The organism is Micromonospora sp. L5 (assembly GCF_000177655.2).
GTDB classification, from domain to species: domain Bacteria; phylum Actinomycetota; class Actinomycetes; order Mycobacteriales; family Micromonosporaceae; genus Micromonospora; species Micromonospora aurantiaca.
The window spans coordinates 3290100-3312448 of the sequence record NC_014815.1; the positions used below are offsets into that span (position 1 = coordinate 3290100).

The following is a 22349-nucleotide window of genomic DNA, read 5'->3' on the forward strand; positions in this document are numbered from 1 at the left end:
AGCGGCCCGCTCTGCTAGCGCTAGCACCCCCGCTAGCACCCCATCCGAATCATGAGCTGCCCGCTAGTAGCTAGCAGCTCACGGCCGCTCACACCCAAAAACCGGCCCGGGAGGCACTTGTGGACCCCCTGCTCACCCTCGCTAGCGTCACCGCCACCATCCTCGCCCTGATCACGCTCGGTTACGCCGGGCTGTGCTGGGTCATCCCCTTCAAAACCTGCCAGCGATGCGCCGGCACCGGCCACACCACCACCCGCATCCTCCACCGACCGCGCACCTGCCGCCGCTGCGACCGAGGCATGCGGCTACGCACCGGACGGCGCATCTACAACGTCCTCCACCGCCTGCGCGCCGAGGCCCACCGATGAACCGCCGCAACGCTCACACCGACTGGTGCGGGCGGGACCACCGCTGCGGCCTCGGCGAGCACCGCTCGCCAGAGATCGTGGTCGACATTCCCGGTCACGCCCGCGCCGTGCTGGTGCGCGTCCGGACCGCTGCCGGGCGGGAGCACGCCGAGGTGCGCGTCCGCGTGGCGCTCGCCGCCGGGGAGCTGTCCGCCCGCCGCCAGTTGGTCGGGCTGCTCGGCGACCTGCGCGAGGCCGTCACCCGTGCCGCGATCGCCGCGCGGCCTCGGCCGAGGCGGGCCGCGCGGTGAGCGGCCCGCGCCGCGACGGCGCGTCACCGCGCGATCCGCGTCTGTCCGGTGCGGAGGTGTGGCTCACCGGCACCCCGGCCGAGCTGGACGCCCTCACCGCCGCCCTGATCGCCGCCGGGCACCTCACACAGCGCGGCACCCGCCGGGCGCTGACCGGCGCGGACACCGGTCGCCACCGGCTCTATCTGCGGGTGGCCGTCACCGCCGCCGCCAAGCGGCCCGCACGCGGCCCGGAGCAGGGCGGCGCGCTGATCGACCTTGACGCCGCCCGCGCTCACCGCCGACCCGCCTAGGAGACGCCCTAATGCATGACCTGCTCACCGCCGCCCTCGGCCACGCCGCCAGGGGGTGGCGCGTCTTCCCGCTGCGCCCGGACGACAAGCGGCCCGCGTTCCCCGACCATGCGGCCGACGACTGCACCGGCCGTGACCCGCGCTGCCGGGCCGGTCACGTCGGGTGGGAGGCCCGCGCGACCACCGACCCCGACCGCATCCGCCGCGCGTGGTCGGCCCGCCCGTACGGCATCGGCCTCGCCTGCGGGCCGTCCCGCTTGGTGGTGGTCGACCTGGACACCCCGAAGACCGGCGGGGCGGGTGGGCGTGACGGCCTGACCGTGCTCGCCGAGCTGGCCGCCGCGCACGCCGCCACGATCGACCCGACCTACACCGTGACCACCGGCCGAGGCGGCACCCACCTGTACTACCGGCACCCCGACACCGGTCCGGCGCTGCGCAACACCGCCGGGACGCTCGGCCCGATGGTCGACACCCGCGCCCACGGCGGCTACGTCGTCGCCCCCGGCTCCACCGTGGCCGGTCGCCCGTACACCGTCGACCTGGACACCGACCTCGCGCCGCTGCCCGGGTGGCTCGCCGCGCTGCTCGCCCCGGCCCCGCTGCCGCCGCAACGCCCGGTGGTGGTCGACCTGCCCGCCGACCGCACAGGCGCGTACGTGCGAGCCGCGATCGACCGGGAGACGGCACGGGTCACCGCCGCGCCCGCCGGGGAGCGCAACCGGTCGCTATACATCGCCGCCGTGGCCCTCGGCCAGCTCACCGCCGGAGGCGCGCTCACCGAGGCCGACGCGCAAAGCGTGCTGGAACAAGCCGCAGCATCCGCCGGGCTCGGCCGCGTCGAGACCGCACGCACCATCCGATCCGGGCTAGCCGCTGGCTCCCGCCGACCCCGAAAGGTGGCCGCATGAGCACCGCCCGCCTCCACCTCGTCACCGACCACCCGGACGCCACCGGCGAGGAAGCCGCGGGCGCCCCGTTGTGGGATGTTCCAGTGCCCCTGAACAGCGCGAACACCGCGCCGCCGCCGTTCCCGGTCGACGTGTTCCCCCGCTGGCTCGGCGACATGGTGACCGGCGTCGCCCGGTTCACCCAGACCGATCCCGCGATGGCCGGCACCCTCGCGGTCGCCGTCCTCTCGGCGTGCGCGGGCGGGCGGTTGGAAGTGGAGCCGGTGGCCGGGTGGCGCGAGCCGGTCAACGTGTTCGCCGCCGTCATCGCCGGTCCCGGCGAACGCAAGTCACCCGTTCACCGGGCGATGACCGCGCCGCTGTTCGCCGCGCAATCCACCCTGGCCGACGCCATGCGGCCACGCATCGCCGAGGCTGCCGCGCTGCGCGACATCGCCGACCGGCAAGCCGAACAGGCCAAAGCCCAAGCGGCCAAGGCCACCGACCCGCACAAGCGCGACGACGCCGCCGCCGAAGCGGTAGCCGCCGCGATCGCCGCCGAGGCCATCACCGTGCCCGGCCTCCCGAGGCTGATCGTGGACGACGCCACCCCCGAAGCCCTCATCGGGCTGATGGCCGCCAACGGCGGACGCATGGCCATCATCAGCGACGAGGGCGGCATCTTCGACACCCTCGCCGGCCGCTACTCCGGTGCCCCGAACCTTGACCCCTACTTGAAGGGCCACGCGGGGCAGCCGATGAGCAACGAACGGCAGACCCGCGAGGGTGCCTCGGTCGACAAGCCCGCGCTGACCGTGTGCGTGATGGCGCAACCGACCGTGCTGCGCAAGTTCGGCGGTAACGCCGACCTCGCCGGACGCGGCCTACCGGCCCGGTTCCTGTTCGCGCTCCCGCGCTCTCTGGCCGGGTACCGGGCGGTCGACAGTGATCCGGTGCCCGAACAGGTCACCACCGGCTACGCCCGGCGGGTGCACGATCTGGCCGCCACCCTCGCGGAATGGGAAGACCCGGCCGTCGTCGCCCTCACCCCCGAGGCTGGCACCGTGCGGCGGGCCGCCGCCGAGGCGGTGGAGACAGAGCTACGGCCCGGCGGGAGCCTGTACGACATGCGGGAGTGGGGCAACAAGCTCTCCGGCGCGACGCTGCGCCTGGCCGGACTGCTGCACGTCGCCCACCACCCCGCCGACGCCTGGCGATGCCCCATCGACGCCGACCGCATGGCCGACGCCGTACGCCTCGCCGAGTTCTTCGCCGCGCACTACCGGGCCGCGCTCACCACCATCGGCACCGACAGCGCGGTAGAGAACGCCCGCTACGTGCTCGGCGTGCTCACCACCAAGGGCATGACCACCTTCACCCGCCGGGAACTGCACCGCCGCGTTTCCCGGCGACTGCCCAAGTCGGATGAGGTGTCGGCGGTGCTCGCCGAACTGGCCGCCCTCGGATGGGTCCGCCACGGGCCGGACGGCCGCTACGAACTGCACCCCCGCGCCGTGGCGGAGAACCCCGGAAGCGTTGACACGTTGACACCCGCCCCGAACGACGACGTTTCCGCAGCTCAGGACGCCCGCGATGCTGTCAACGGGTCGCGTTGACAGCCGTTGACAGGCGTTGACACCTCGGCCGCTTGAAGTGACCCCCTGAAGCCGGACACCTCCTGACTTGGCATTCTGCCGAGGAGGAGGAAACGCTGTGGCTCGACAGAGCAAGTACCCCGAGGAGTTCCGGCGCCAGGCCGCGGCATTGGTGCTCGACTCCGGTCGCCCGATCCGTGACGTCGGTCGGGAGTTGGGCGTCAACCACGAGACGCTGCGCAACTGGGTCGACCGGCTGCGGCAGGAGCGCGACGGCGGCCGGCCCAGCGACCTGGCCGCTGACGAGCGGGCCGAGCTGATCCGGTTGCGGCGCCAGGTCGCCCAGCTGGAACTGGAGAAGGAGATCCTGAAAAAAGCCGCGGTCTTCTTCGCACGCGAGACGGAGCGGTGAACCGTGCCGACGTGTACCGGTTCATCGACGCGGAGAAGACCACCTACCCGGTCCGTCTGCTCTGCCGGCTCCTCGGCGTCGGCCACAGCGCCTTCTACCAGTGGTTACGCGCCGGCCGGCAACGCGCCACCGACAGAGAACGCCACGACCACGCCCGGGTCGAGCTGACCCGGCAGGCCTGGTCGGAGCACCGCGGCGTCTACGGCGCCCGCCGGCTGACCGCAGAGCTGCACGAGCGCGGCCACCGCTGGAACCGCAAAGCGGTAGCGAGGCTGATGCGCCTGGCCGGCATCGAGGGCGCCCACCGGCGCCGACGCGGCAAGCCCCGCCGCAAAGCCGCCTCGACCGCGACCGCCCCGGACCTGGTCCAGCGGCAGTTCAGCACGACCGCACCGAACCGGCTCTGGGTCGCCGACATCTCTTACCTACGCACCTGGGAAGGCTTCCTCTACCTCGCGGTCGTGGTCGACGCCTACTCCCGCCGCGTCGTCGGGTGGGCAATGGCCGATCACCTGCGCACCGAGCTGATCCTCGACGCCGTCGGCATGGCCATCCAGCACCGCCGACCCGCCCGCGAGCAGCTGGTTCACCACTCCGACCGCGGAACCCAGTACACCTCGTTCGAGTTCGGCCGCACCCTGCGCTCCTGCGGCGTCCTGGCCTCAATGGGTTCGGTCGCCGACTGCTACGACAACGCCATGGCCGAGTCGTTCTTCGCCACCCTCAAGACCGAGTTGGTCTACACCCGGGCCTGGCCATCGCGGCATGAACTGGAGATGGAGGTGTTCTCCTACATCGAGGGCTTCTACAACCCTCGCCGTCGGCACAGCCGTCTGGGTAACGTCAGCCCCGACACCTACGAGAAGCTCCACCAAGAGTCCCTGACAGACATCGAGGTGTCCGGCCGATAGGGGTCACTTCAGCTGTCAACGGGTGTCAACGCCTGTCAACGCCCGCCGTTGACACTCCGAAACTGGCCTCTAGCTGCGGAAACGCGCTGCTGTCGGCCGATTGTCAACGTGTCAACGCTTCCCGGACCGCCGCGCTCCGGTCCGACCTCGCCACCGCCCGGAAACGGCCCGCTGAGAGCCGCAGAGACGGATCGGCCCTATGCCGTACACCAACCCTGCTCGGATCTCGCGTCTCCGTCGCTCTCAGCGGGCCGCTCTGCGCCGTTCTGCCGCACCGCCACCCACACCCTCCACACCCGACCCGCACCGACCGAAAGGCGCTCACCGTGCGAATCAGGCTGCACGGCACACCCGCTGAAACAGCCGCAGCGCTCACCGCCATCGCCCAAGTGCTGCACATCCGCCACGTCTCCCAGCCCTACCCCGACCACCGATCCCAGATGTTCCAGCGCATCTACCTCCACGCCACCCCGAGGGAGGACACCCGCCCATGACTGTCCCGAAGCGCCCGGAGCGGGGGACGACTCGCACCGCTCGTCACCTCACCATCGCCGACGTTTGCGACGACCTCGGAATCAGCCGGTCAACCTTCTACGACTGGCGAGCAAAGCGAAAGGGGCCACCGGCCCGCAAGCTGCCGAACGGCGAGATTCGGATCGAACGCCGCGACTACGAATCCTGGCTTGAATCGCTCTATGAGGAGGCCGCTTGAACACCACCTACGAAGTGCGTATCTGGTCAATCGAAACGTACGAAGGGCAGAGGGGCCGCACCTATCGCGTCCGCTGGCGCGTGGCCGAGCGACGACAGAAGCAGGTCTTCAAGACAAAGGCTCTCGCGGAAGGCTTCCGCTCGGAGCTGGTCACCGCGTCCCGCAAGGGTGAGGCATTCGATATCGAGACGGGCTATCCGATCTCGATGCGCCGCGACACCGCCGTCATGTCCTGGTACGACCTGGCTTGCGCTTTCGCCGACATGAAATGGCCGCACGTGGCCGCCACGACCAGGCGTACACATGCGGAAGCCCTGACGGCGCTGACCGTGCTCATGCTGAGCAACGCGAGGGGTCGCCCAGACGGCAAAGTGCTCCGCCACGCCCTCAGCCGCTGGGCCTTCAACACCCCGCGCCGCACGGCCGACAACGTGCCCGAACAGGTGCGGAAGACGCTCGATTGGGTGCGGCGGAACACCCGTGACGTGGCAAGCCTCAGCCGCGCCGAGGTGCTGCGCCCGGTGTTGGACGGCCTCACCGTTCGACTCGACGGAGCGCCGGCCGCCCCGAGCGTCATCAGCCGACGCCGGAAGATATTCAATACCGCGATCGAATACGCGGTGGAGAGGCGACTCTTACCGGCAAACCCGCTCCCGAAGCTGAAGTGGAAGCCACCGAAAACCGTCTCCACCATCGACCGGCGTTCGGTCGCCAACCCGGTGCAGGTGCGAACCCTGCTGGAAGGGGTGCGAGAGCAGGGCCGTATCGGTCCGCGAATGGTGGCTTTCTACGCCTGCCTGTACTACGCCGCACTCCGGCCGGAGGAAGCCGTACGCCTCGCCAAACCGAACCTCCACCTGCCCGATAAAGGTTGGGGGGAATTCATCCTTGATGGAGCCGATCCTCACGCCGGTCGTGAATGGACCGACAGCGGAAAGAACCGTGACAGTCGACAACTCAAGCAGCGAGCGCGAGGGGAGACGCGAACGGTTCCCTGTCCGCCCGAGCTGACCGCGATCATTCACGCGCACGTCGGGTTGTTCGGCTACGGACCGAACGGTCGCCTGTTCGTGGGGGAGCGCAACAAGGAGGAACTTCCCAAGGGCACGATCAACCGCGTGTGGCGGTGGGCGCGGGCCGCTGTGTTCACGCCCGAGGTGCATGCCTCGCCGCTGGCCCGTACCCCGTACGACCTGCGGCACGCTGCCGTGTCGACGTGGCTCAACGGGGGAGTGCCGCCAACGCAGGTCGCCGAGTGGGCAGGGCAGTCGGTGGAGGTGTTGCTCAGGATCTATGCCAAGTGCCTTGACGGCGGTGACGCGGCTCTCCGGCAGCGCATCGAAAGAGCGCTCGGGCACGGCTGAGGGTGCCCGCGTTCCGTGGCACGCATTTGGCACAGATGCCCGCCATGGGCCGGTGACGGCCGGACATGGCCGGACAGATGATGAAGGCCCCTGACCGGGTTTCGCCTGGTCAGGGGCCTTTTTGTGCTGTTCATGGAAGGTGCCCCCGGCAGGATTCGAACCTGCGCTCCCGCCTCCGGAGGGCGGTGCTCTATCCCCTGAGCTACGGGGGCTCAGCGACCCGAGAAGAGTAGCAAACCCCCTCCCGGATCACCGAATCGGTACCCCCGCGAGTCGATCTTCGTCGGATCAGGCCGCGGCGACGGCGCGACCGCAGCTCGGCAGCGGGTGCAGCACGACCCGGCGGGGCAGCCGGCGGGGCCACTCGTTGCGCGGCCACGAGCCGTCCACGATCAGGTGCACGGTGCGTTCCTCGGTGCCGCTGAGCCGCAGCACGAAGTCCCGGGGCAGTGGCGGATCCACCGACGGCGTCGTGACCATGAACCGCACCCGTCCCCGCGAGGAGACCGCCGACACCACGTCGGCGGCGGGCATGGTGCCGCGCAGGCGTACCCGGCCGATCCAGTAGACCTCCGCGGCGTGCTCCTGGGCCGCCCGCGTGATCGCCGGGTACTCGCTGCGTACCCAGCGCTCGACCGCGCCGACGCACAGGCCGCAGGCCCGCTCGCGCGGCTCGCGCGGCCCCAGACCCCAGGCCCGGAGGTACGCCCCGACGGTGCCGGCGTCCATCGCCAGCCCGAACCGGCGCTCGATGAGGGCGGTCAGGCTCTGTCGTGTCCAGAGCTCCTCGTCGAGGCCGAACTCGTCGGGGTGGACCCCCCGGAGCACGTCGATGAGTTCGAGTTCCTGTTCGCGGCTGAGCGTTCCCGGCTCGCCCTGCCGCAGTCCGCGACGGACGGCTGCCACCGCTCCGTCACCGCCGATGGTGTGGCGTCGGCACCAGCTGGTCACCGACCGCCCTGCGTCTCTGAGTGCAACCCCCACGTCTTGGGCAACGAGCCCGAATCGCAACTGGTCACGATATGTGGGTAGAAAACTCTCCAACCTCCACAATGACCCGTTAACCCCAAACCGTTACAAACACCCATACAGAACATTCCGGGCAGCCCTGAGGCTCCCGAGTTCGAGATCTTGGTACGAAACGGCCCTCCTGAGGGCCCCTCCGTACCAAGATCTCCTGGCGCGACCCCGCCGCCCCCGTCCCCGCGATCTTGCACTTGCCGCCCTCCGATAACGGGGTGAATCCGGCATCACCGGGGCAGCAACTGCAAGATCGCCGGCGCGGCGCGGCGCGGCGCGGGGCGGGGGCGAGGGAGCGCGGGGACGGTGAGGCCCGGTGCCCCTGGGAGGGGGACCGGGCCTCGGTGGATCGGGTGGGGCGGGTGGTTACGGGGTGCCGCCCAGGCGCTTCAGCGCCGCGCCCAGGTTGGTCAGGTCGTTCTGCTGGGTGTTCTTCATCGTCTGGGCGACCGCCAGCACGTCGTCGTCGTGCCCCTCGTCGAGGATGCCGTCGATCATGTGCACCCCACCGATGTGGTGGCGGATCATCATCTGGAGGAAGAGCACGTCGAACTCGCGGCCGCTCGCCGCGCGCAGCTTCGCCATCTCCTCCGGCGTCGCCATGCCCGGCATCAGGCCGTTCTTGACCAACCCGCCGCCGTCCTTCATCCACGCCATCGGGGCCTGGTCACCGGTCGGGTCCAGCTTCCAGGAACGCAGCCAGGTCTGCATGGTGCCGATCTCGCCCTGCTGGCCGGTGGCGATGTCCACGCCGACCTGGCGTACCTCCGGGTCCTGGCCCTGGCTGAACGCCAGCAGACCCATCGCGACGGCCTGGTTGTGGTGGGCGGTCATGTCCCGGGCGAACCCGGCCTCCGCCGAGTTCTCACCCGGACGGGTGAGCGTCGGGGTGAGCAGGCCGCCCGCGTACCCGAGGACCAGCCCGACCACGAGGGCGGCGGCCACGGCCAGCAGGCCGTAACGGCGCACCGCGCCCCGGCCGCCCTGGTCGGCGGCCGGAGCCTCGTCGGTCTCGCTGTCGGTGGTCACCGGAGCGGTCATCGCGGCGTCCTTACTGGGTGGGCTGCTGGGGCATGGTGTTCTGGAGGTTGTCGCGCGGGGTGGTGCCGGTGGCGGTGACGCCCTGGTCGCAGAGCGCGTTCGGGCCCTCGATGGAGGCGTTCACCCGCAGGGTCTTGATGAAGTCGTCGATCCGGCCGTCGTCGGCGTTGTCGACCTTGAGCTGGTAGCCCCAGGCCTGGAGGGAGATCGGCTTGTCCAGCCCCTCGAACGGGCTGAGCATCAGCTTCTCCTTGCCCTGCACCTTGCTGCGGAGCTTCTCCACCTGGTCGGCGGGCAGGTCCGGGCGGTAGGTGATCCAGACCGTGCCGTGCTCCAGGCTGTGCACCGCGTGCTCGTTGGCGATCGGGGCGTCGTAGACGTCACCCATGCAGTTCTGCCACGCCTGGTTGTGCGGGCCGCCGACCGGCGGGGTGATGTCGTACTTGATCGCGCCGGGCTGGTGGTTGCCGCCCTTGACCAGGTCCTTGTCCTTCGCGCGGTAGTCGACGATGCCGTCGATCGCCTCGGCGCGCTTCTGCCACGGCTGGCCGCCCTGGTAGACCGCCCAGGCGCCGACGCCGATGATGCCCACGGCCAGAACGCCGACCGCGACGAAGAGGGCGATCGGGCCCCAGGAGCGGCCCTGGCTCACCTTCACCGGGGTGACCGGCTTGCGGCCCTTGCCCCCGGCGCCCTGCCGTGGCGTGCCCTTGCCGCCCCCGGCCTTGCCCGAGCCGGCCTTCGCGGCGGGCTTGTCGGCAGCCGCGGGCCGGCCGGCGGCCGGCTTCTTGCCGGTGCTGACCACGGTGGGACGGCGCTCCGGGCCGCCCGGGGTGCTGATGCTCATCGTGCCTCGTCAGGTCGGTCGGTCAGGGGAGCGCGGGGCCGGTTCACATGCTGGGTCGCCTCCGCGGTGCCCGAGTCTACCCCCGATAACATGGTTCGGTGACTCCCGCAGAACTCGCCGAGGTCGTCCTCGCCGCAGCCCACGCCGTCTTCGACGAGCGGGGACTGGACCGCGCCGCGCTGCCCGCGCAGACCACCGTCGAGCGACCCCGTAATCCCGATCACGGTGACTACGCCTCGACGCTGGCGCTCCAGCTCAGCAAGAAGGTGGGCGTACCCCCGCGGGAGCTGGCGACAGCGCTGGCCGACGAACTGGCCAAGGCGCCGGGGATCAAGTCGGTGGAGATCGCCGGGCCCGGCTTCCTGAACGTCCGCCTCGACGCGGCCGCCGCCGGTCAGCTCGCCAAGGTCATCGTTGAGGCCGGTCCGGCGTACGGGCGCAGCGACACGCTCGCCGGCCAGCGGATCAACCTGGAGTTCGTCTCGGCGAACCCGACCGGCCCGGTGCACATCGGCGGGGTCCGCTGGGCGGCCGTCGGCGACGCGCTCAGCCGCCTGCTCCGCGCCACCGGCGCCGACGTGGGCACGGAGTACTACTTCAACGACGCCGGCTCGCAGATCGACCGGTTCGCCCGCTCGCTGCTGGCCGCCGCCAAGGGTGAGCCCGCGCCGGAGGACGGCTACGGCGGCGCGTACATCGCGGAGATCGCCGCCGAGGTGGTCCGGCTGCGGCCGGACGTGCTCGACCTCCCCGAGGACGCCGCCCAGGAGGTGTTCCGGAACGAGGGCGTCCAGTTGATGTTCGCCGAGATCAAGTCCTCGCTGCGCGACTTCGGTGTGGAGTTCGACACCTACTTCAACGAGAAGGACCTGCACGACGGGGGTGCGCTGGACGCGGCGCTGGACCGGCTGCGGGAGCAGGGGCACGTCTTCGAGTCCGAGGGCGCGACCTGGCTGCGCACCACCGAGTTCGGCGACGACAAGGACCGGGTGCTGCGCAAGTCCAACGGCGAGTGGACGTACTTCGCCGCCGACTGCGCCTACTACCTGAACAAGCGGGAGCGCGGCTTCGACCGGGTCGTGATCATGCTGGGCGCCGACCACCACGGCTACATCGGCCGGATGAAGGCGATGTCCGCGTGCTTCGGCGACGACCCGGCGCGCAACCTGGAGATCCTCATCGGCCAGCTGGTCAACCTGGTCCGCGACGGCGCCCCGGTGCGGATGAGCAAGCGGGCCGGCACCGTGGTCACGCTGGAGGACCTGGTCGACGCGATCGGTGTGGACGCGGCCCGGTACGCGCTGGCCCGCTACTCGGCCGACTCGCCCATCGACATCGACGTGGAGCTGTGGACCCGGGCCAAGAACGACAACCCGGTCTACTACGTGCAGTACGTCGCGGCCCGTACCGCCGGGGTGGCCCGCAACGCGGCCGAGATCGGGCTGACCCGGGGTGACGCCGCCGCGTTCCAGCCGGAGCTGCTCGGCCACGACAAGGAGAACGAGCTGCTCAAGGCGCTCGCGGAGTTCCCCGCGGTGGTGGCCACCGCCGCCGAGCTGCGCGAGCCGCACCGGGTGGCCCGCTACCTGGAGGAGAGCGTCGCGCAGGCGTACCACCGGTTCTACGACAACTGCCGGATCGCCCCGCAGGGCGACGAGGAGATCACCGACACCCACCGGGCGCGGCTCTGGCTCAACGACGCCACCCGGGTGGTCATCGCCAACGGCCTGCACCTGCTCGGGGTGTCCGCGCCGGAGCGGATGTAGCGACATGCGGGCTCACGAGGCAGGCGCGCTGCACGGCGAGATCGGCACCCGGGGACCGGCCTGGTTGCGTACCCCGGTCGACGTCAACGCCCTGGTGCCGCAACTGTGGCCGCGCAACGTGGCGCGCGGCTCCGGCGGCGCGCTCACAGTCGCGGGCCTGGACGTCCGCGACCTGGCCGCGGAGTACGGCACCCCGGCGTACGTGCTGGACGAGGACGACCTGCGCGAGCGCTGCCGCGAGTTCCGGGCGGCCTTCCCGGACGCGGACGTCTACTACGCCGGCAAGGCGTTCCTGTGCCGCGCCGTGGTCCGGATGATCGCCGAGGAGGGCATGTTCCTCGACGTCTGCACCGGCGGCGAGCTGGCCACCGCGCTGTCGGCCGGGATGCCGCCCGAGCGGATCGGCTTCCACGGCAACAACAAGTCGGTGGCGGAGCTGACCCGGGCGGTCGACGCCGGCGTGGGCCGGATCATCGTCGACTCGTTCACCGAGATCGACCGGCTCTCCGAGCTGGCCCGCGAGCGCGGGGTACGCCCCAAGGTGCTGGTCCGGGTCACCGTCGGCGTGGAGGCGCACACCCACGAGTTCATCGCCACCGCCCACGAGGACCAGAAGTTCGGCTTCTCCCTCGCGGGCGGGGCCGCCGCGGCGGCCGCGTTCAAGATCCTCGACGAGGACGTGCTGGAGCTGCGCGGCCTGCACTCGCACATCGGCTCGCAGATCTTCGACGCCAGCGGCTTCGAGGTGTCCGCCCGCCGGGTGCTCGCCCTCCAGTCGCAGATCCGCGACGCCCGCGGCGTTGAGCTGCCCGAGCTGGACCTGGGCGGCGGCTTCGGCATCGCGTACACCACGCAGGACGACCCGGCGTCGCCGCACGACCTGGCGAAGCGGCTGCGCAAGATCGTGGACGGGGAGTGCGCGGCGGAGAACCTGGCCGTGCCGCATCTGTCCGTCGAGCCGGGCCGCGCGATCGTCGGCCCGGCGGTGTTCACGCTCTATCAGGCCGGGACCGTGAAAGATGTGGACGGCCTGCGGACCTACGTGAGCGTGGACGGGGGGATGAGTGACAACATCCGTACCGCGCTCTACGACGCCTCGTACTCGGCCACGCTGGCGAACCGCACGTCAACCGCGCCGCCGATGCTCGCCCGCGTGGTGGGAAAGCACTGTGAGTCCGGGGACATCGTGGTGAAGGATGAATTCCTGCCCGCTGACGTGCAGCCCGGAGATCTTGTCGCGGTGCCCGGCACCGGGGCCTACTGCCGGAGCATGGCGAGCAACTACAACCATGTCCCGCGGCCCCCGGTCGTCGCCGTCCGCGAAGGTCGGGCGCGGCTGATCGTCCGCCGGGAGACCGAAGACGACCTGCTGGCATTGGATGTGGGATGACCTCACCGGTTCGCTTGGCGCTGCTCGGCTGCGGCACTGTCGGCAGCGACGTGGTCCGGCTGCTGCACGAGCAGTCGGAAGACCTCGCCGCCCGGATCGGCGCCCCGCTGGAGATCGCCGGGATCGCCGTACGCCGGATCGGCCGTGACCGCGGCGACCTGCCGGTCGACCCGGCGCTGTTCACCACCGACGCGCTCGGGCTGATCAAGCGCGACGACGTGGACGTGGTGGTCGAGGTGGTCGGCGGCATCGAGCCGGCCCGCGGCTGGCTGGTCGAGGCGCTGCGCGCCGGCAAGAGCGTGGTCACCGCCAACAAGGCGCTGCTCGCCGAGGACGGCGCGGCCCTGCACGACGCCGCCGCCGAGGGTGGCGCCGACCTCTACTACGAGGCGAGCGTCGCCGGGGCCATCCCGCTGCTGCGCCCGCTGCGCGAGTCGCTGCACGGCGACCGGATCACCCGGGTCACCGGCATCGTGAACGGCACCACGAACTTCATCCTCTCCGCCATGGACGCCACCGGCGCCGGGTTCGCCGAGGCGCTGGAGGAGGCCACCGAGCTGGGGTACGCCGAGGCCGACCCGACGGCCGACGTGGAGGGCTTCGACGCCGCCGCCAAGGCCGCCATCCTCGCCTCGCTGGCGTTCCACACCCGGGTGACCGCCGCCGACGTGCACCGCGAGGGCATCACCGAGGTGACCGCCGCCGACGTGGCCAGCGCCAAGGCCATGGGCTGCACGATCAAACTGCTCTGCATCGCGGCCCGGGGCGTCGACGCGGAGGGCCGGGAGACCGTCAACGTCCGGGTGCACCCGGCGATGATCCCGCTGACGCATCCGCTCGCGAGCGTCGGCGACGCGTTCAACGCGGTCTTCGTCGAGGCCGACGCCGCCGGGCAGCTCATGTTCTACGGCCGGGGCGCCGGTGGCGCGCCCACCGCCAGTGCGGTGCTCGGCGACGTGGTGGCGGTGGCCCGCAACCGCCTCGCCGGGGTGCACGCGGCGAGCGAGTCGGCGTACGCGGACCTGCCGGTGCGCCCGATGGGCGAGGCGCTCACCCGCTACCACATCAGCCTCGACGTGGCCGACCGGCCGGGCGTGCTGGCCGGGGTGGCAGGCGTCTTCGCCCGGCACGAGGTGTCCATCGCCACCGTCCGGCAGGGTCCGGCAGGCGGGGACGCCGAACTGGTCATCGTCACTCACGTCGCGCCGGACGCCGCGCTCGCGGCCACCGTCGGTGAGCTGCGCGGACTCGACATCGTCCGTTCGGTGACGAGTGTGCTGCGGGTGGAGGGTGGCGCGTAACCCGCGCGTCCCGCCTGATGGTTAGAGCAGGGTGTGCCGGTGGCCGGCCGAGCAGGCTGGTCCACGCTGGTGACAGGCCCCGGAGCGGGGCGACGGAGGCGAGGAGCACGACATGTGGCGGGGACTGATCGAGGCGTACCGGGATCGGCTGCCGGTCACCGGGGCGACTCCCGTCGTCACCCTGCACGAGGGCAACACGCCGCTGCTGCCGGCACCGGTGCTCTCCGCCCGGGTCGGCGCGGACGTGTGGCTCAAGGTCGAGGGCGCCAACCCGACCGGCTCGTTCAAGGACCGCGGCATGACTGTCGCGGTCTCCAAGGCCGTCGAGGCCGGTGACAAGGCGATCATCTGCGCCTCCACCGGCAACACCAGCGCATCCGCCGCCGCGTACGCGGCCCGTGCCGGGATCACCTGCGCGGTTCTGGTGCCGCAGGGCAAGATCGCGCTGGGCAAGCTGGCCCAGGCGCTCGTGCACGGCGCGAAGCTGCTCCAGGTGCAGGGGAACTTCGACGACTGCCTCGGGCTCGCCGGCAAGCTCGCCCAGGACTACCCGGTCGCGCTGGTCAACTCCGTCAACATCGACCGGCTGCACGGCCAGAAGACCGCCGCCTTCGAGATCGTCGAGGCGCTCGGCGACGCGCCCGACATCCACTGCCTGCCGGTCGGCAACGCCGGCAACATCACCGCGTACTGGATGGGCTACTCCGAGGACCTGCGCGACGGCAACGCCACGAAGGCCCCCCGGATGTACGGCTTCCAGGCGGCCGGCGCCGCTCCCATCGTCACCGGTCAGGTGGTGCCGGAGCCGTCGACGATCGCCACCGCCATCCGGATCGGCAACCCGGCGAGCTGGACGAAGGCCATCGACGCGCGGGACGCCTCCGACGGCCTGATCTCGGCGGTCACCGACCGGGAGATCCTGTCGGCGTACCGGCTGCTGGCCCGCGAGGTGGGCGCCTTCGTCGAGCTGGGCAGCGCGGCCAGCGTCGCCGGTCTGCTCCAGCAGGCCGAAGCCGGGCGGGTGCCGGCCGGGTCGCGGGTGGTCTGCACGGTCACCGGGCACGGCCTGAAGGACCCGGAGTGGGCCATCTCCACCGCGCCGGCCCCGGTGACCATCGCCAACGACGCGCTGGCCGCCGCCCGCTCGCTCGACCTGGTCTGATCGCTCCGTCCCCGCGGCTTCCCCGGGCCTTGCCCGGCCCCGATTCACACCTCCGTCCGGGGTGCCTCGGGCGACGCACTCCGCTGGACCTCGCGGGCCTCCGCGCTTCCTCTGCCGGACCTCACTTGGGGGAGGTGGCGGCATCCCCCGATCTGCACCAGCTCGGGGAGGTGGTGGCATCCCCCGTCTTGATCCACTCCAGTTCGGGGTGGTGGCGGGATCGGGGTGGGTGGAATGCCGCCACTTCGGCGAGGTGGAGTCGATCAAGGCGGGCACGGGCGACCCCCGAGCGCGGAAGTGTCATCGGCTGGGGCGGATGCCGGGAGTGTCGGGGCGTGCGGCAGACTCAGACACCCCCGCCGGACACCTCTTCAGGAGTGAGTAACGCCGATGTCGCTGCTCGCCAGATTCAGCCTCGCCAACCGGGGGCTGATCGCCCTCGTCGCGTTGGTGACCACGGCCTTCGGCCTGTTCGCCGTGCCGTCGCTGAAGCAGCAGCTCCTGCCGTCGCTGGAGTTCCCCGCCGCGTTCATCGTGGCGACGTACCCGGGCGCCGCGCCGGAGATCGTGGAATCCCAGGTCGCCGAGCCGATCGAGAACAGCCTCCAGGGCATCCCGGGCCTCGACAAGGTCACCTCGACCTCGCGCGAGGGCGCGGCCACGGTCCAGGTGCAGTACGAGTTCGGCACCGACCTGGACGACGTGGTCAACAAGATGGAGACCGCGCTCAACCGGATCGACTCCCAGCTCCCCGAGGGCGTCGACCCGCAGGTGATCGCCGGTAGCACCGACGACCTGCCCGCAGTGGTGGTCGCCGCGACCGGTGACGGCGACGAGCGTGCGCTGGCGGAGAAGCTGCGCAACGCCGTCGTACCGGAGCTGGAGGCGCTGGACGGCGTCCGCTCGGTGGACGTCACCGGCGCCCGCAACCAGGTCGTGACGATCACGCCGGACCCGGCGAAGCTGGCCGCCGCCAAGGTGGCGCCGACCGCCATCGCGTCGGCACTCAAGAGCAACGGCGTGGCCGTGCCGGCCGGTGCGCTCGCCGACGGCGACAGGTCGCTGCCGGTGCAGGTGGGCACGCCGATCCGGACCATCGACGACCTGCGCGGCATCGTGCTGACCACGGCTCCCGCCGCCCCGGTACGCCTCGGCGACGTGGCCGCCGTGGAGCAGCAGCTCGCCCCCGCCACCTCGCTGACCCGGACCAACGGCAAGCCCAGCCTCGGCATCGCGGTGACCGCCGCGCCGGACGGCAACGCGGTCGACATCTCGCACGACATCCGGGACCGGCTGGACGAGCTGGGTGACGCCGCGGGCGCCGAGCTGACTGTGGTCTTCGACCAGGCGCCGTTCGTCGAGAAGTCCATCGAGAGCCTGACCACCGAGGGCCTGCTCGGCCTGGTCATGGCGGTCGTGGTGATCCTGGTGTTCCTGCTGTCGGTGCGTTCCACGGTGGTCACCGCGGTGTCCATCCCGCTGTCGGTGCTGGTCGCGCTGATCGTGCTCTGGTCCGGCGACTACTCGCTGAACCTGCTCACCCTCGGCGCGTTGACCATCGCGGTCGGGCGGGTGGTGGACGACTCCATCGTGGTGCTGGAGAACATCAAACGCCATCTGGAGTACGGCGAACCGAAGCGGGACGCGATCCTCACCGCGGTACGCGAGGTGGCCGGCGCGGTGACCGCGTCCACGCTCACCACTGTCGCCGTGTTCGCGCCGATCGCCCTGGTGGGCGGCTTCGTCGGGCAGCTGTTCGCCCCGTTCGCGATCACCGTGACGGTGGCGCTGCTCGCCTCGCTGCTGGTGTCGCTGACCGTCATCCCGGTGCTGGCGTACTGGTTCCTGCGGCCGCGGGGCGGTGCGGACGACGCCGCCGCCCGGCGCGCCGCCGAGGAGAAGGAGCTGCGCAACCCGTTGCAGCGGGCGTACCTGCCGGTGATCGACTTCGCCACCCGCTCGCGGAAGACCCGCTGGGCCACTGTGGGTCTGGGCCTGCTGGTGCTCCTGGGCACGTTCGGCCTGGCGCAGAAGCTGGAGACGAACTTCCTGGACGACTCCGGCCAGGACACGCTCGCCATCCGGCAGGAGATGCCGGCCGGCACCTCGCTCGCCGGCACCGACCGGGCCGCCGCCCGGGTCGAGGAGGTGCTGCGGCGTACCCCGGGGGTGGAGACCTACCAGGTCAGCGCCGGCGGTGGGGACAACCCGTTCGCCGGCGGCGGCAGTGACCAGGCCACCTGGTCGCTGTCGCTCTCCGACGACACCGACGCCGCGGCGGTACGGCAGGGCCTGCGCAAGGAGTTCGACGCGCTCGGCCCGGAGGTCGGCGAGTTGACGTTCGGCGGCGGGCAGAACGCCTCCGCCAACCAGGTCGAGGTGGTCGTGCAGGCCGCCGACCAGGAGACGCTGACCCGGGCGGCCGAGGCGGTACGGGGCGCGATGGCCGGCACGCCGGGCGTGGAGGACGTCACCAGCAGCCTGGCCACCCAGGTGCCGCGCGTCGAGGTGACTGTGGACCGGGTGGCCGCGGCCCGTGCGGGTCTCACCGAGGCGGCCGTCGGGCAGCTCGTCGCGCAGACGTACCGGGGAGCGCCGCTCGGGCAGGTGACGCTCGACGGTACGGCGCAGAGCGTGGTGCTGAGCAGCGGTGCCCGGCCGCCGCTGACAGTCGACGAGCTGCGGGCGCTGCGGGTCGGCGCGGTGCCGCTGGACGCGATCGCGGACGTCGAGCAGGTCGACGGCCCGCAGCAGGTGACCCGGATCGACGGGGAGCGCAGCGTCTCGGTCACCGGTACGGCGACCGGCTCGAACCTCGGCGCCACCACGCAGGAGCTGCAGAAGCGGCTGGACGCGCTGGACGTGCCGGGCGCCACGTACGTGATCGGCGGCGTCAGCGCCGACCAGGCCGACGCGTTCGCGGACCTCGGCCTCGCGGTGCTGGCCGCCATCGCGATCGTCTTCCTGATCATGGTGGCGACGTTCCGCAGCCTGACCCAGGCGCTGATCCTGCTGATCTCGGTGCCGTTCGCCGCGACCGGCGCGATCGGGCTGCTGCTGGTCACCGGTACGCCGCTGGGTGTGCCGGCGCTGATCGGCGTGCTCATGCTCGTCGGCATCGTGGTGACGAACGCGATCGTGCTGCTCGACCTGATCAACCAGTACCGGGCCCAGGGCATGGACGTGACCGAGGCTGTGGTGGAGGGCGGCCGGCGCCGCCTGCGGCCCATCCTGATGACCGCCGTCGCCACCATCTTCGCGTTGCTGCCGATGGCGCTCGGCCTGACCGGCGAGGGCGGCTTCATCTCCAAGCCGCTGGCGATCGTGGTGATCGGCGGCCTGCTCAGCTCGACGCTGCTGACGCTGGTGCTGGTGCCGACGCTCTACACGATGGTCGAGCACACCAAGGGCTCGTTCCGGAACCGGCGGCGGGGCGGCGCTTCCGAGCCGGTCGAGCCGCAGCCGGAGCCGGACCCGGTGCCGGTGGCGGTCGGTGGCGGGGAGCGCGCCGAGGAGCGGGGCGTGGTGGCGCCGCCGCCGGCCCGCCCGTCGGGCGCGCTGGTCGACGGCACCGACCAGTTCGAGGTGCTCCGCCTGCCCAAGAGCCGCCAGTCGCCGCTCCCGCCGACCGAGTGACGGACCGGGAAGGGCCCCGCGCGGGCCCCTCCCGGCACCTCGGCGTGCGGGACACACCCGAACCGCGCCGGGCGGTACGCTCAGTGAGCTGCTGCCTACTTTCGGTTCGGGGGTGCGATGGCGGGGGGAGCGGGCCGGTGGGATCGGCGTACCGTGCTGCGCCGCTCCGCGCTGCTGCTCGGCGGGGCCGTGGTCGGCGCCGTCGCGACCGCCGAGAGCACCTGGGTGGCCGACCGGAGGCTCCCGATCGCGGGCGGCCCGGCGAGCGCCACGCTCGGCAACCGCCATCAGGACGTCGGCACCGGCGGGGTGCAGGTCGTCTGGGGGGTACGCACCGAAGAGCCCCTGGTGGCGCTCACCTTCGACGACGGTCCCCGCCCACAGTGGACCCCGATGGTGCTCGACACGCTCGCCGAGCACCGGGTGCCGGCCACCTTCTTCCTGGTCGGTGAGCGGGCCCGCGAGCACGCCGCGCTGGTCCGCGGCCGGATGGACGCCCACGAGGTCGGCAACCACAGCTGGGCGCACCGCGACCTGGCCCGGATGGACGCCGCGACGGTCTACGACGACCTGCGCCGCAGCCACGACGCGATCACGGCGGCCACCGGCTCGGCGCCCCGGCTGCTCCGCCCGCCCTGGGGGCACCTCGGCGGGTCGGTGCTGTACGCGTCGGCCCGGCTGGGCTACCGCCTGGTGCTCTGGACGCTCCAGATGGTCGAGAGCGAGTTCCCGCACGACCCGGCCGGGCACGCCCGGCGCATCGTCGCCGACGTGCGCCCCGGCACGATAGTGCTCGGCCACGACGTCGGCAACGACGGCCGGCTCGTCGCGCTCCGCGGCCTGCCCGACATGATCGGCGGTCTGCGGGCCCGGGGATACACCTTCGTCACGGTCTCCGACCTGCTGCGCCGCGCTGCCGCGCCCGGGGCGGCCCGGTAGGGTGCCCGCGTGTCACCCACCCTCTCGGTCCTCGTCCGCAACCGCGACTTCCGCCATCTGTTCCTCGCCGAGCTGGTGGTCTTCGGTGCGGACTGGTTCGTCATGGTGCCGTTGCTGGTGCTGCTGCCCGACCTGACCGGCAGCGGTGTCTGGGGCGCGCTGGTGCTGGCGGTGGACACCGGCACGACCGCGTTGCTGCTCCCGTACGCCGGAACGATCGCCGACCGGTTCGACCGCCGCAAGGTGATGATGGTGGCGAACGTGGGCGCGCTGGCCGGTGTGCTGCTGCTGCTCGGCGTGCGCAGCGCCGGCACGGCCTGGCTGGCGCTGGCGGCGATCGCGCTGGTGGCGGTGGCGAAGGCGTTCTACTCGCCCGCTGCCCAGGCCGCGCTGCCGAACGTGGTCGACCCGGAGGACCTGGCTGCGGGCAACGCGGTCGCCGGCTCGGCGTGGGGCACGATGACTGTGGTCGGGGCCTCGCTCGGCGGCATCCTGAGCGCCGTCGCGGGCCCGTACGCCAGCTTCTGGGTGGCGGCAGTCGGCCTGGTCGCCGCCGCGGGCCTGGCCGCGCTGATCCGCCGGCCGTTGCAGGCGCCGCGCGACCCGGCGGCGACGGTGCCGCGCACCTGGGCGGCGATCCGCGAGGCGCTGCGCTACATCGCCCACCGCCCGCGCGTGCTGGCGCTGGTCACGGTCAAGTCGGCGGTCGGCCTGGGCAACGGCGTGCTCACCGTCTTCCCGCTGCTCGCCGGGGTGTACGGGGTGGGCGCGGTCGGCGCCGGGCTGCTCTTCGCCGCCCGCGGCGCCGGAGCCCTGGTCGGCCCGATCATGATGCGCCGGGTGCTGAGCAACAGGGCCTGGCTGCTCACCGGACTGGCACTGTCCATGTCGTTGTACGGCCTGGCCTACCTGGGCGCCTCGGTGGTGACCTGGTTCCCGCTGGTGCTGGTCCTGGTGTTCCTGGCCCACCTGGGCGGCGGCAGCAACTGGGTGCTGTCCAACTACGCGTTGCAGGGCGAGGTGCCGGACCGGCTGCGCGGGCGGGTCTTCGCCACCGACATGATGCTGGCGACGCTCGCCATCGCGGTGAGCCAGCTCGTGGTGGCGCTCGTGGTGGACCGGGTGGACGAGCGCACCGTGCTGGCGGGCTGCGGCCTGGTCACCGTCGTGTACGCGATCGGCTGGCGGTTCGCCACCCGACGGCTCTCGCTCACCGACCCGGTCGACGCGCCGGCCCCCGAGCGCGCCGCCTGACACGCCGGTCCCACGCTCCGGGCGGTCCGGCCGGGCTGTCGGGGTGACGTCCTAGCATGAGCCGGTGCCGACCACATTCACCCCCGGCCCGGTGCGGGTCCGGGTGCCCGCGACCAGCGCCAACCTGGGCCCCGGCTTCGACGCGCTCGGGCTGGCCCTCGGCCGCCACGACGACGTCACGGCCGAGGTGACAGACGGCGGCGTACGGGTGTCGGTCACCGGGGAGGGCGCCGGCGAGCTGCCGTCGGACGAGCGGCACCTGATCGTCACCGCCATGCGGGCCACCTTCGACGCGCTCGGTGCGCAGCCGGCCGGCCTGGCGCTGGAGTGCGTCAACCGCATCCCGCAGGCCCGAGGGCTCGGCTCGTCGTCGGCGGCGATCGTGGCCGGGGTGCTGGCGGCCCGCGCGCTGGTGGCCGACGGCGACCGGCGGATGGACGACGACGCCGCGCTGCGACTGGCGGCCGAGCTGGAGGGGCACCCGGACAACGTCGCTCCCTGTCTGCTCGGCGGCTTCACGATCGCCTGGACCGAACCGGGCGGTGCGCGGGCGGTCTCGCTGCCGGTGGCGCCGGCCGTGCGCCCGACCGTGTTCGTGCCCGCCGAGCGCGGCCTGACCTCGGTGGCCCGGGCGGCGCTGCCCGCCACCGTGCCGCACGCCGACGCGGCGTCGAACGCGGGCCGGGCGGCCCTGCTGGTGCACGCGCTGACCGCTGATCCCGCGCTGCTGCTGCCGGCCACCGTCGACCGGCTGCACCAGGAGCAGCGGGCGCCAGGGATGCCCGCCACGGCGGCGCTCGTCGGTGAGCTGCGTGCGGCGGGTGTGGCGGCTGTGGTCAGTGGGGCGGGGCCGACGGTGCTGGCGCTCTCCGAGGTCCCGGCGGGATTCCAGGCGGGAACAGATTGGCGCCGGTGGGAGTTGCCGATAGACGTCAGCGGTGCCCGGGTCATCCGGGGTAGACTTTGACACGCCGAGCGGGGCCCTGTTGCCGCAGGTCGGACGAGGCGATTACGCTCTAGACCTAGCACAGCCGCGAAGCATGCGATCTTCCTGCGGTTCGGCGCACCCCCGAAGCTCTCGGCGGTAGCCCGTCACCCCTGCTCAAGGCCCACGCCGCACCGCAGTTTCCACAGGTCGCCGCAGACGGCGAGACCTGC

Annotated in this window: 20 protein-coding genes and 1 tRNA gene; 17 read left to right on the forward strand and 4 right to left on the reverse strand. The window is 72.1% G+C overall.

The window, feature by feature from the left end; all coding sequences use genetic code 11:
* The first annotated feature begins 119 nt into the window (after nucleotides 1–119).
* The 9 genes from ML5_RS15610 (at nucleotide 120) to ML5_RS15645 (ending at nucleotide 6835) form a co-directional block, all read left to right on the forward strand.
* Complete coding sequence (locus ML5_RS15610) at nucleotides 120–368, forward strand: hypothetical protein (protein ID WP_013475340.1); 249 nt, start codon at nucleotides 120–122, stop codon at nucleotides 366–368.
* Complete coding sequence (locus tag ML5_RS15615) at nucleotides 365–658, forward strand: hypothetical protein (RefSeq protein ID WP_013475341.1); 294 nt, start codon at nucleotides 365–367, stop codon at nucleotides 656–658. Before ML5_RS15610 ends, ML5_RS15615 begins: the two co-directional genes overlap by 4 nt.
* Complete coding sequence (locus ML5_RS15620; protein WP_013475342.1) at nucleotides 655–951, forward strand: hypothetical protein; 297 nt, start codon at nucleotides 655–657, stop codon at nucleotides 949–951. Before ML5_RS15615 ends, ML5_RS15620 begins: the two co-directional genes overlap by 4 nt.
* Nucleotides 952–962: 11 nt before the next feature.
* Nucleotides 963–1862, forward strand: a complete 900-nt coding sequence (locus ML5_RS15625) for a bifunctional DNA primase/polymerase (RefSeq protein ID WP_013475343.1) — start codon at nucleotides 963–965, stop codon at nucleotides 1860–1862.
* The gene (locus tag ML5_RS15630; protein WP_013475344.1) at nucleotides 1859–3457 is read left to right on the forward strand and encodes a YfjI family protein; all 1599 of its coding nucleotides are present in this window, start codon (nucleotides 1859–1861) and stop codon (nucleotides 3455–3457) included. The genes ML5_RS15625 and ML5_RS15630 overlap by 4 nt, the downstream gene beginning before the upstream one ends.
* A gap of 97 nt (nucleotides 3458–3554) precedes the next feature.
* Nucleotides 3555–3848 carry a transposase gene (locus ML5_RS15635; RefSeq protein ID WP_013289208.1) on the forward strand — a complete coding sequence of 98 codons (294 nt, stop codon included), beginning with the start codon at nucleotides 3555–3557 and terminating at the stop codon, nucleotides 3846–3848.
* On the forward strand, nucleotides 3845–4759 hold the full coding sequence (locus tag ML5_RS15640; protein ID WP_013289209.1) for an IS3 family transposase: 915 nt from the start codon (nucleotides 3845–3847) through the stop codon (nucleotides 4757–4759). Before ML5_RS15635 ends, ML5_RS15640 begins: the two co-directional genes overlap by 4 nt.
* Nucleotides 4760–5249: 490 nt before the next feature.
* Nucleotides 5250–5471, forward strand: a complete 222-nt coding sequence (locus tag ML5_RS31545; RefSeq protein WP_013475345.1) for an AlpA family transcriptional regulator — start codon at nucleotides 5250–5252, stop codon at nucleotides 5469–5471.
* Nucleotides 5468–6835 (forward strand): integrase, encoded by a 1368-nt coding sequence (locus ML5_RS15645; RefSeq protein ID WP_013475346.1) that lies wholly within the window; start codon nucleotides 5468–5470, stop codon nucleotides 6833–6835. Before ML5_RS31545 ends, ML5_RS15645 begins: the two co-directional genes overlap by 4 nt.
* Before the next feature lie 140 nt (nucleotides 6836–6975).
* Here ML5_RS15645 and ML5_RS15650 read toward each other — a convergent pair.
* The 4 genes from ML5_RS15650 to ML5_RS15665 form a co-directional block, all read right to left on the reverse strand.
* Nucleotides 6976–7047: transfer RNA gene (locus tag ML5_RS15650), tRNA-Arg, on the reverse strand.
* A 76-nt stretch (nucleotides 7048–7123) separates the two neighbouring features.
* Nucleotides 7124–7819, reverse strand: a complete 696-nt coding sequence (locus tag ML5_RS15655) for a winged helix-turn-helix domain-containing protein (RefSeq protein WP_013475347.1) — start codon at nucleotides 7817–7819, stop codon at nucleotides 7124–7126.
* Between the two features lie 402 nt (nucleotides 7820–8221).
* A complete protein-coding gene (locus tag ML5_RS15660; protein WP_013475348.1) occupies nucleotides 8222–8896 on the reverse strand; it encodes a DUF305 domain-containing protein in 675 nt (224 codons plus the stop codon).
* A gap of 10 nt (nucleotides 8897–8906) precedes the next feature.
* Nucleotides 8907–9743, reverse strand: a complete 837-nt coding sequence (locus ML5_RS15665; protein ID WP_013288283.1) for a DUF3105 domain-containing protein — start codon at nucleotides 9741–9743, stop codon at nucleotides 8907–8909.
* Between the two features lie 98 nt (nucleotides 9744–9841).
* Here ML5_RS15665 and argS point away from each other — a divergent pair, with 98 nt between their 5' ends.
* From argS to thrB, 8 genes are all read left to right on the forward strand, one after another.
* Complete coding sequence (gene argS / locus ML5_RS15670) at nucleotides 9842–11509, forward strand: arginine--tRNA ligase (RefSeq protein ID WP_013288282.1); 1668 nt, start codon at nucleotides 9842–9844, stop codon at nucleotides 11507–11509.
* 4 nt (nucleotides 11510–11513) lie between these two features.
* Complete coding sequence (gene lysA, locus ML5_RS15675; protein ID WP_013475349.1) at nucleotides 11514–12899, forward strand: diaminopimelate decarboxylase; 1386 nt, start codon at nucleotides 11514–11516, stop codon at nucleotides 12897–12899.
* Nucleotides 12896–14200: a homoserine dehydrogenase gene (locus tag ML5_RS15680; protein WP_013288280.1), complete on the forward strand. Its 1305-nt coding sequence runs from the start codon at nucleotides 12896–12898 to the stop codon at nucleotides 14198–14200. The genes lysA and ML5_RS15680 overlap by 4 nt, the downstream gene beginning before the upstream one ends.
* A 112-nt stretch (nucleotides 14201–14312) precedes the next feature.
* Nucleotides 14313–15362 (forward strand): threonine synthase, encoded by a 1050-nt coding sequence (gene thrC / locus ML5_RS15685; RefSeq protein ID WP_013288279.1) that lies wholly within the window; start codon nucleotides 14313–14315, stop codon nucleotides 15360–15362.
* A 390-nt stretch (nucleotides 15363–15752) separates the two neighbouring features.
* The gene (locus ML5_RS15690) at nucleotides 15753–18998 is read left to right on the forward strand and encodes an efflux RND transporter permease subunit (RefSeq protein ID WP_013475350.1); all 3246 of its coding nucleotides are present in this window, start codon (nucleotides 15753–15755) and stop codon (nucleotides 18996–18998) included.
* A 117-nt stretch (nucleotides 18999–19115) separates the two neighbouring features.
* Entirely contained in the window at nucleotides 19116–19937 is an 822-nt protein-coding gene (locus ML5_RS15695; protein ID WP_013475351.1) for a polysaccharide deacetylase family protein, read from the forward strand.
* Between the two features lie 9 nt (nucleotides 19938–19946).
* On the forward strand, nucleotides 19947–21191 hold the full coding sequence (locus ML5_RS15700) for an MFS transporter (protein ID WP_013288276.1): 1245 nt from the start codon (nucleotides 19947–19949) through the stop codon (nucleotides 21189–21191).
* A 64-nt stretch (nucleotides 21192–21255) separates the two neighbouring features.
* On the forward strand, nucleotides 21256–22158 hold the full coding sequence (gene thrB, locus ML5_RS15705; protein WP_013475352.1) for a homoserine kinase: 903 nt from the start codon (nucleotides 21256–21258) through the stop codon (nucleotides 22156–22158).
* Nucleotides 22159–22349 lie beyond the last annotated feature (191 nt).

What these genes read in the sequence shown, in the direction of transcription:
- ML5_RS15615 (WP_013475341.1), top strand. Translation starts at nt 365, where the DNA reads ATGAACCGCCGCAACGCTCACACCGACTGGTGCGGGCGGGACCACCGC.
- ML5_RS15625 (WP_013475343.1), top strand. Translation starts at nt 963, where the DNA reads ATGCATGACCTGCTCACCGCCGCCCTCGGCCACGCCGCCAGGGGGTGG.
- ML5_RS15630 (WP_013475344.1), top strand. Translation starts at nt 1,859, where the DNA reads ATGAGCACCGCCCGCCTCCACCTCGTCACCGACCACCCGGACGCCACC.
- ML5_RS31545 (WP_013475345.1), top strand. Translation starts at nt 5,250, where the DNA reads ATGACTGTCCCGAAGCGCCCGGAGCGGGGGACGACTCGCACCGCTCGT.
- ML5_RS15660 (WP_013475348.1), bottom strand. Translation starts at nt 8,896, where the DNA reads ATGACCGCTCCGGTGACCACCGACAGCGAGACCGACGAGGCTCCGGCC.
- ML5_RS15665 (WP_013288283.1), bottom strand. Translation starts at nt 9,743, where the DNA reads ATGAGCATCAGCACCCCGGGCGGCCCGGAGCGCCGTCCCACCGTGGTC.
- lysA (WP_013475349.1), top strand. Translation starts at nt 11,514, where the DNA reads ATGCGGGCTCACGAGGCAGGCGCGCTGCACGGCGAGATCGGCACCCGG.
- ML5_RS15680 (WP_013288280.1), top strand. Translation starts at nt 12,896, where the DNA reads ATGACCTCACCGGTTCGCTTGGCGCTGCTCGGCTGCGGCACTGTCGGC.
- thrC (WP_013288279.1), top strand. Translation starts at nt 14,313, where the DNA reads ATGTGGCGGGGACTGATCGAGGCGTACCGGGATCGGCTGCCGGTCACC.
- ML5_RS15690 (WP_013475350.1), top strand. Translation starts at nt 15,753, where the DNA reads ATGTCGCTGCTCGCCAGATTCAGCCTCGCCAACCGGGGGCTGATCGCC.
- ML5_RS15695 (WP_013475351.1), top strand. Translation starts at nt 19,116, where the DNA reads ATGGCGGGGGGAGCGGGCCGGTGGGATCGGCGTACCGTGCTGCGCCGC.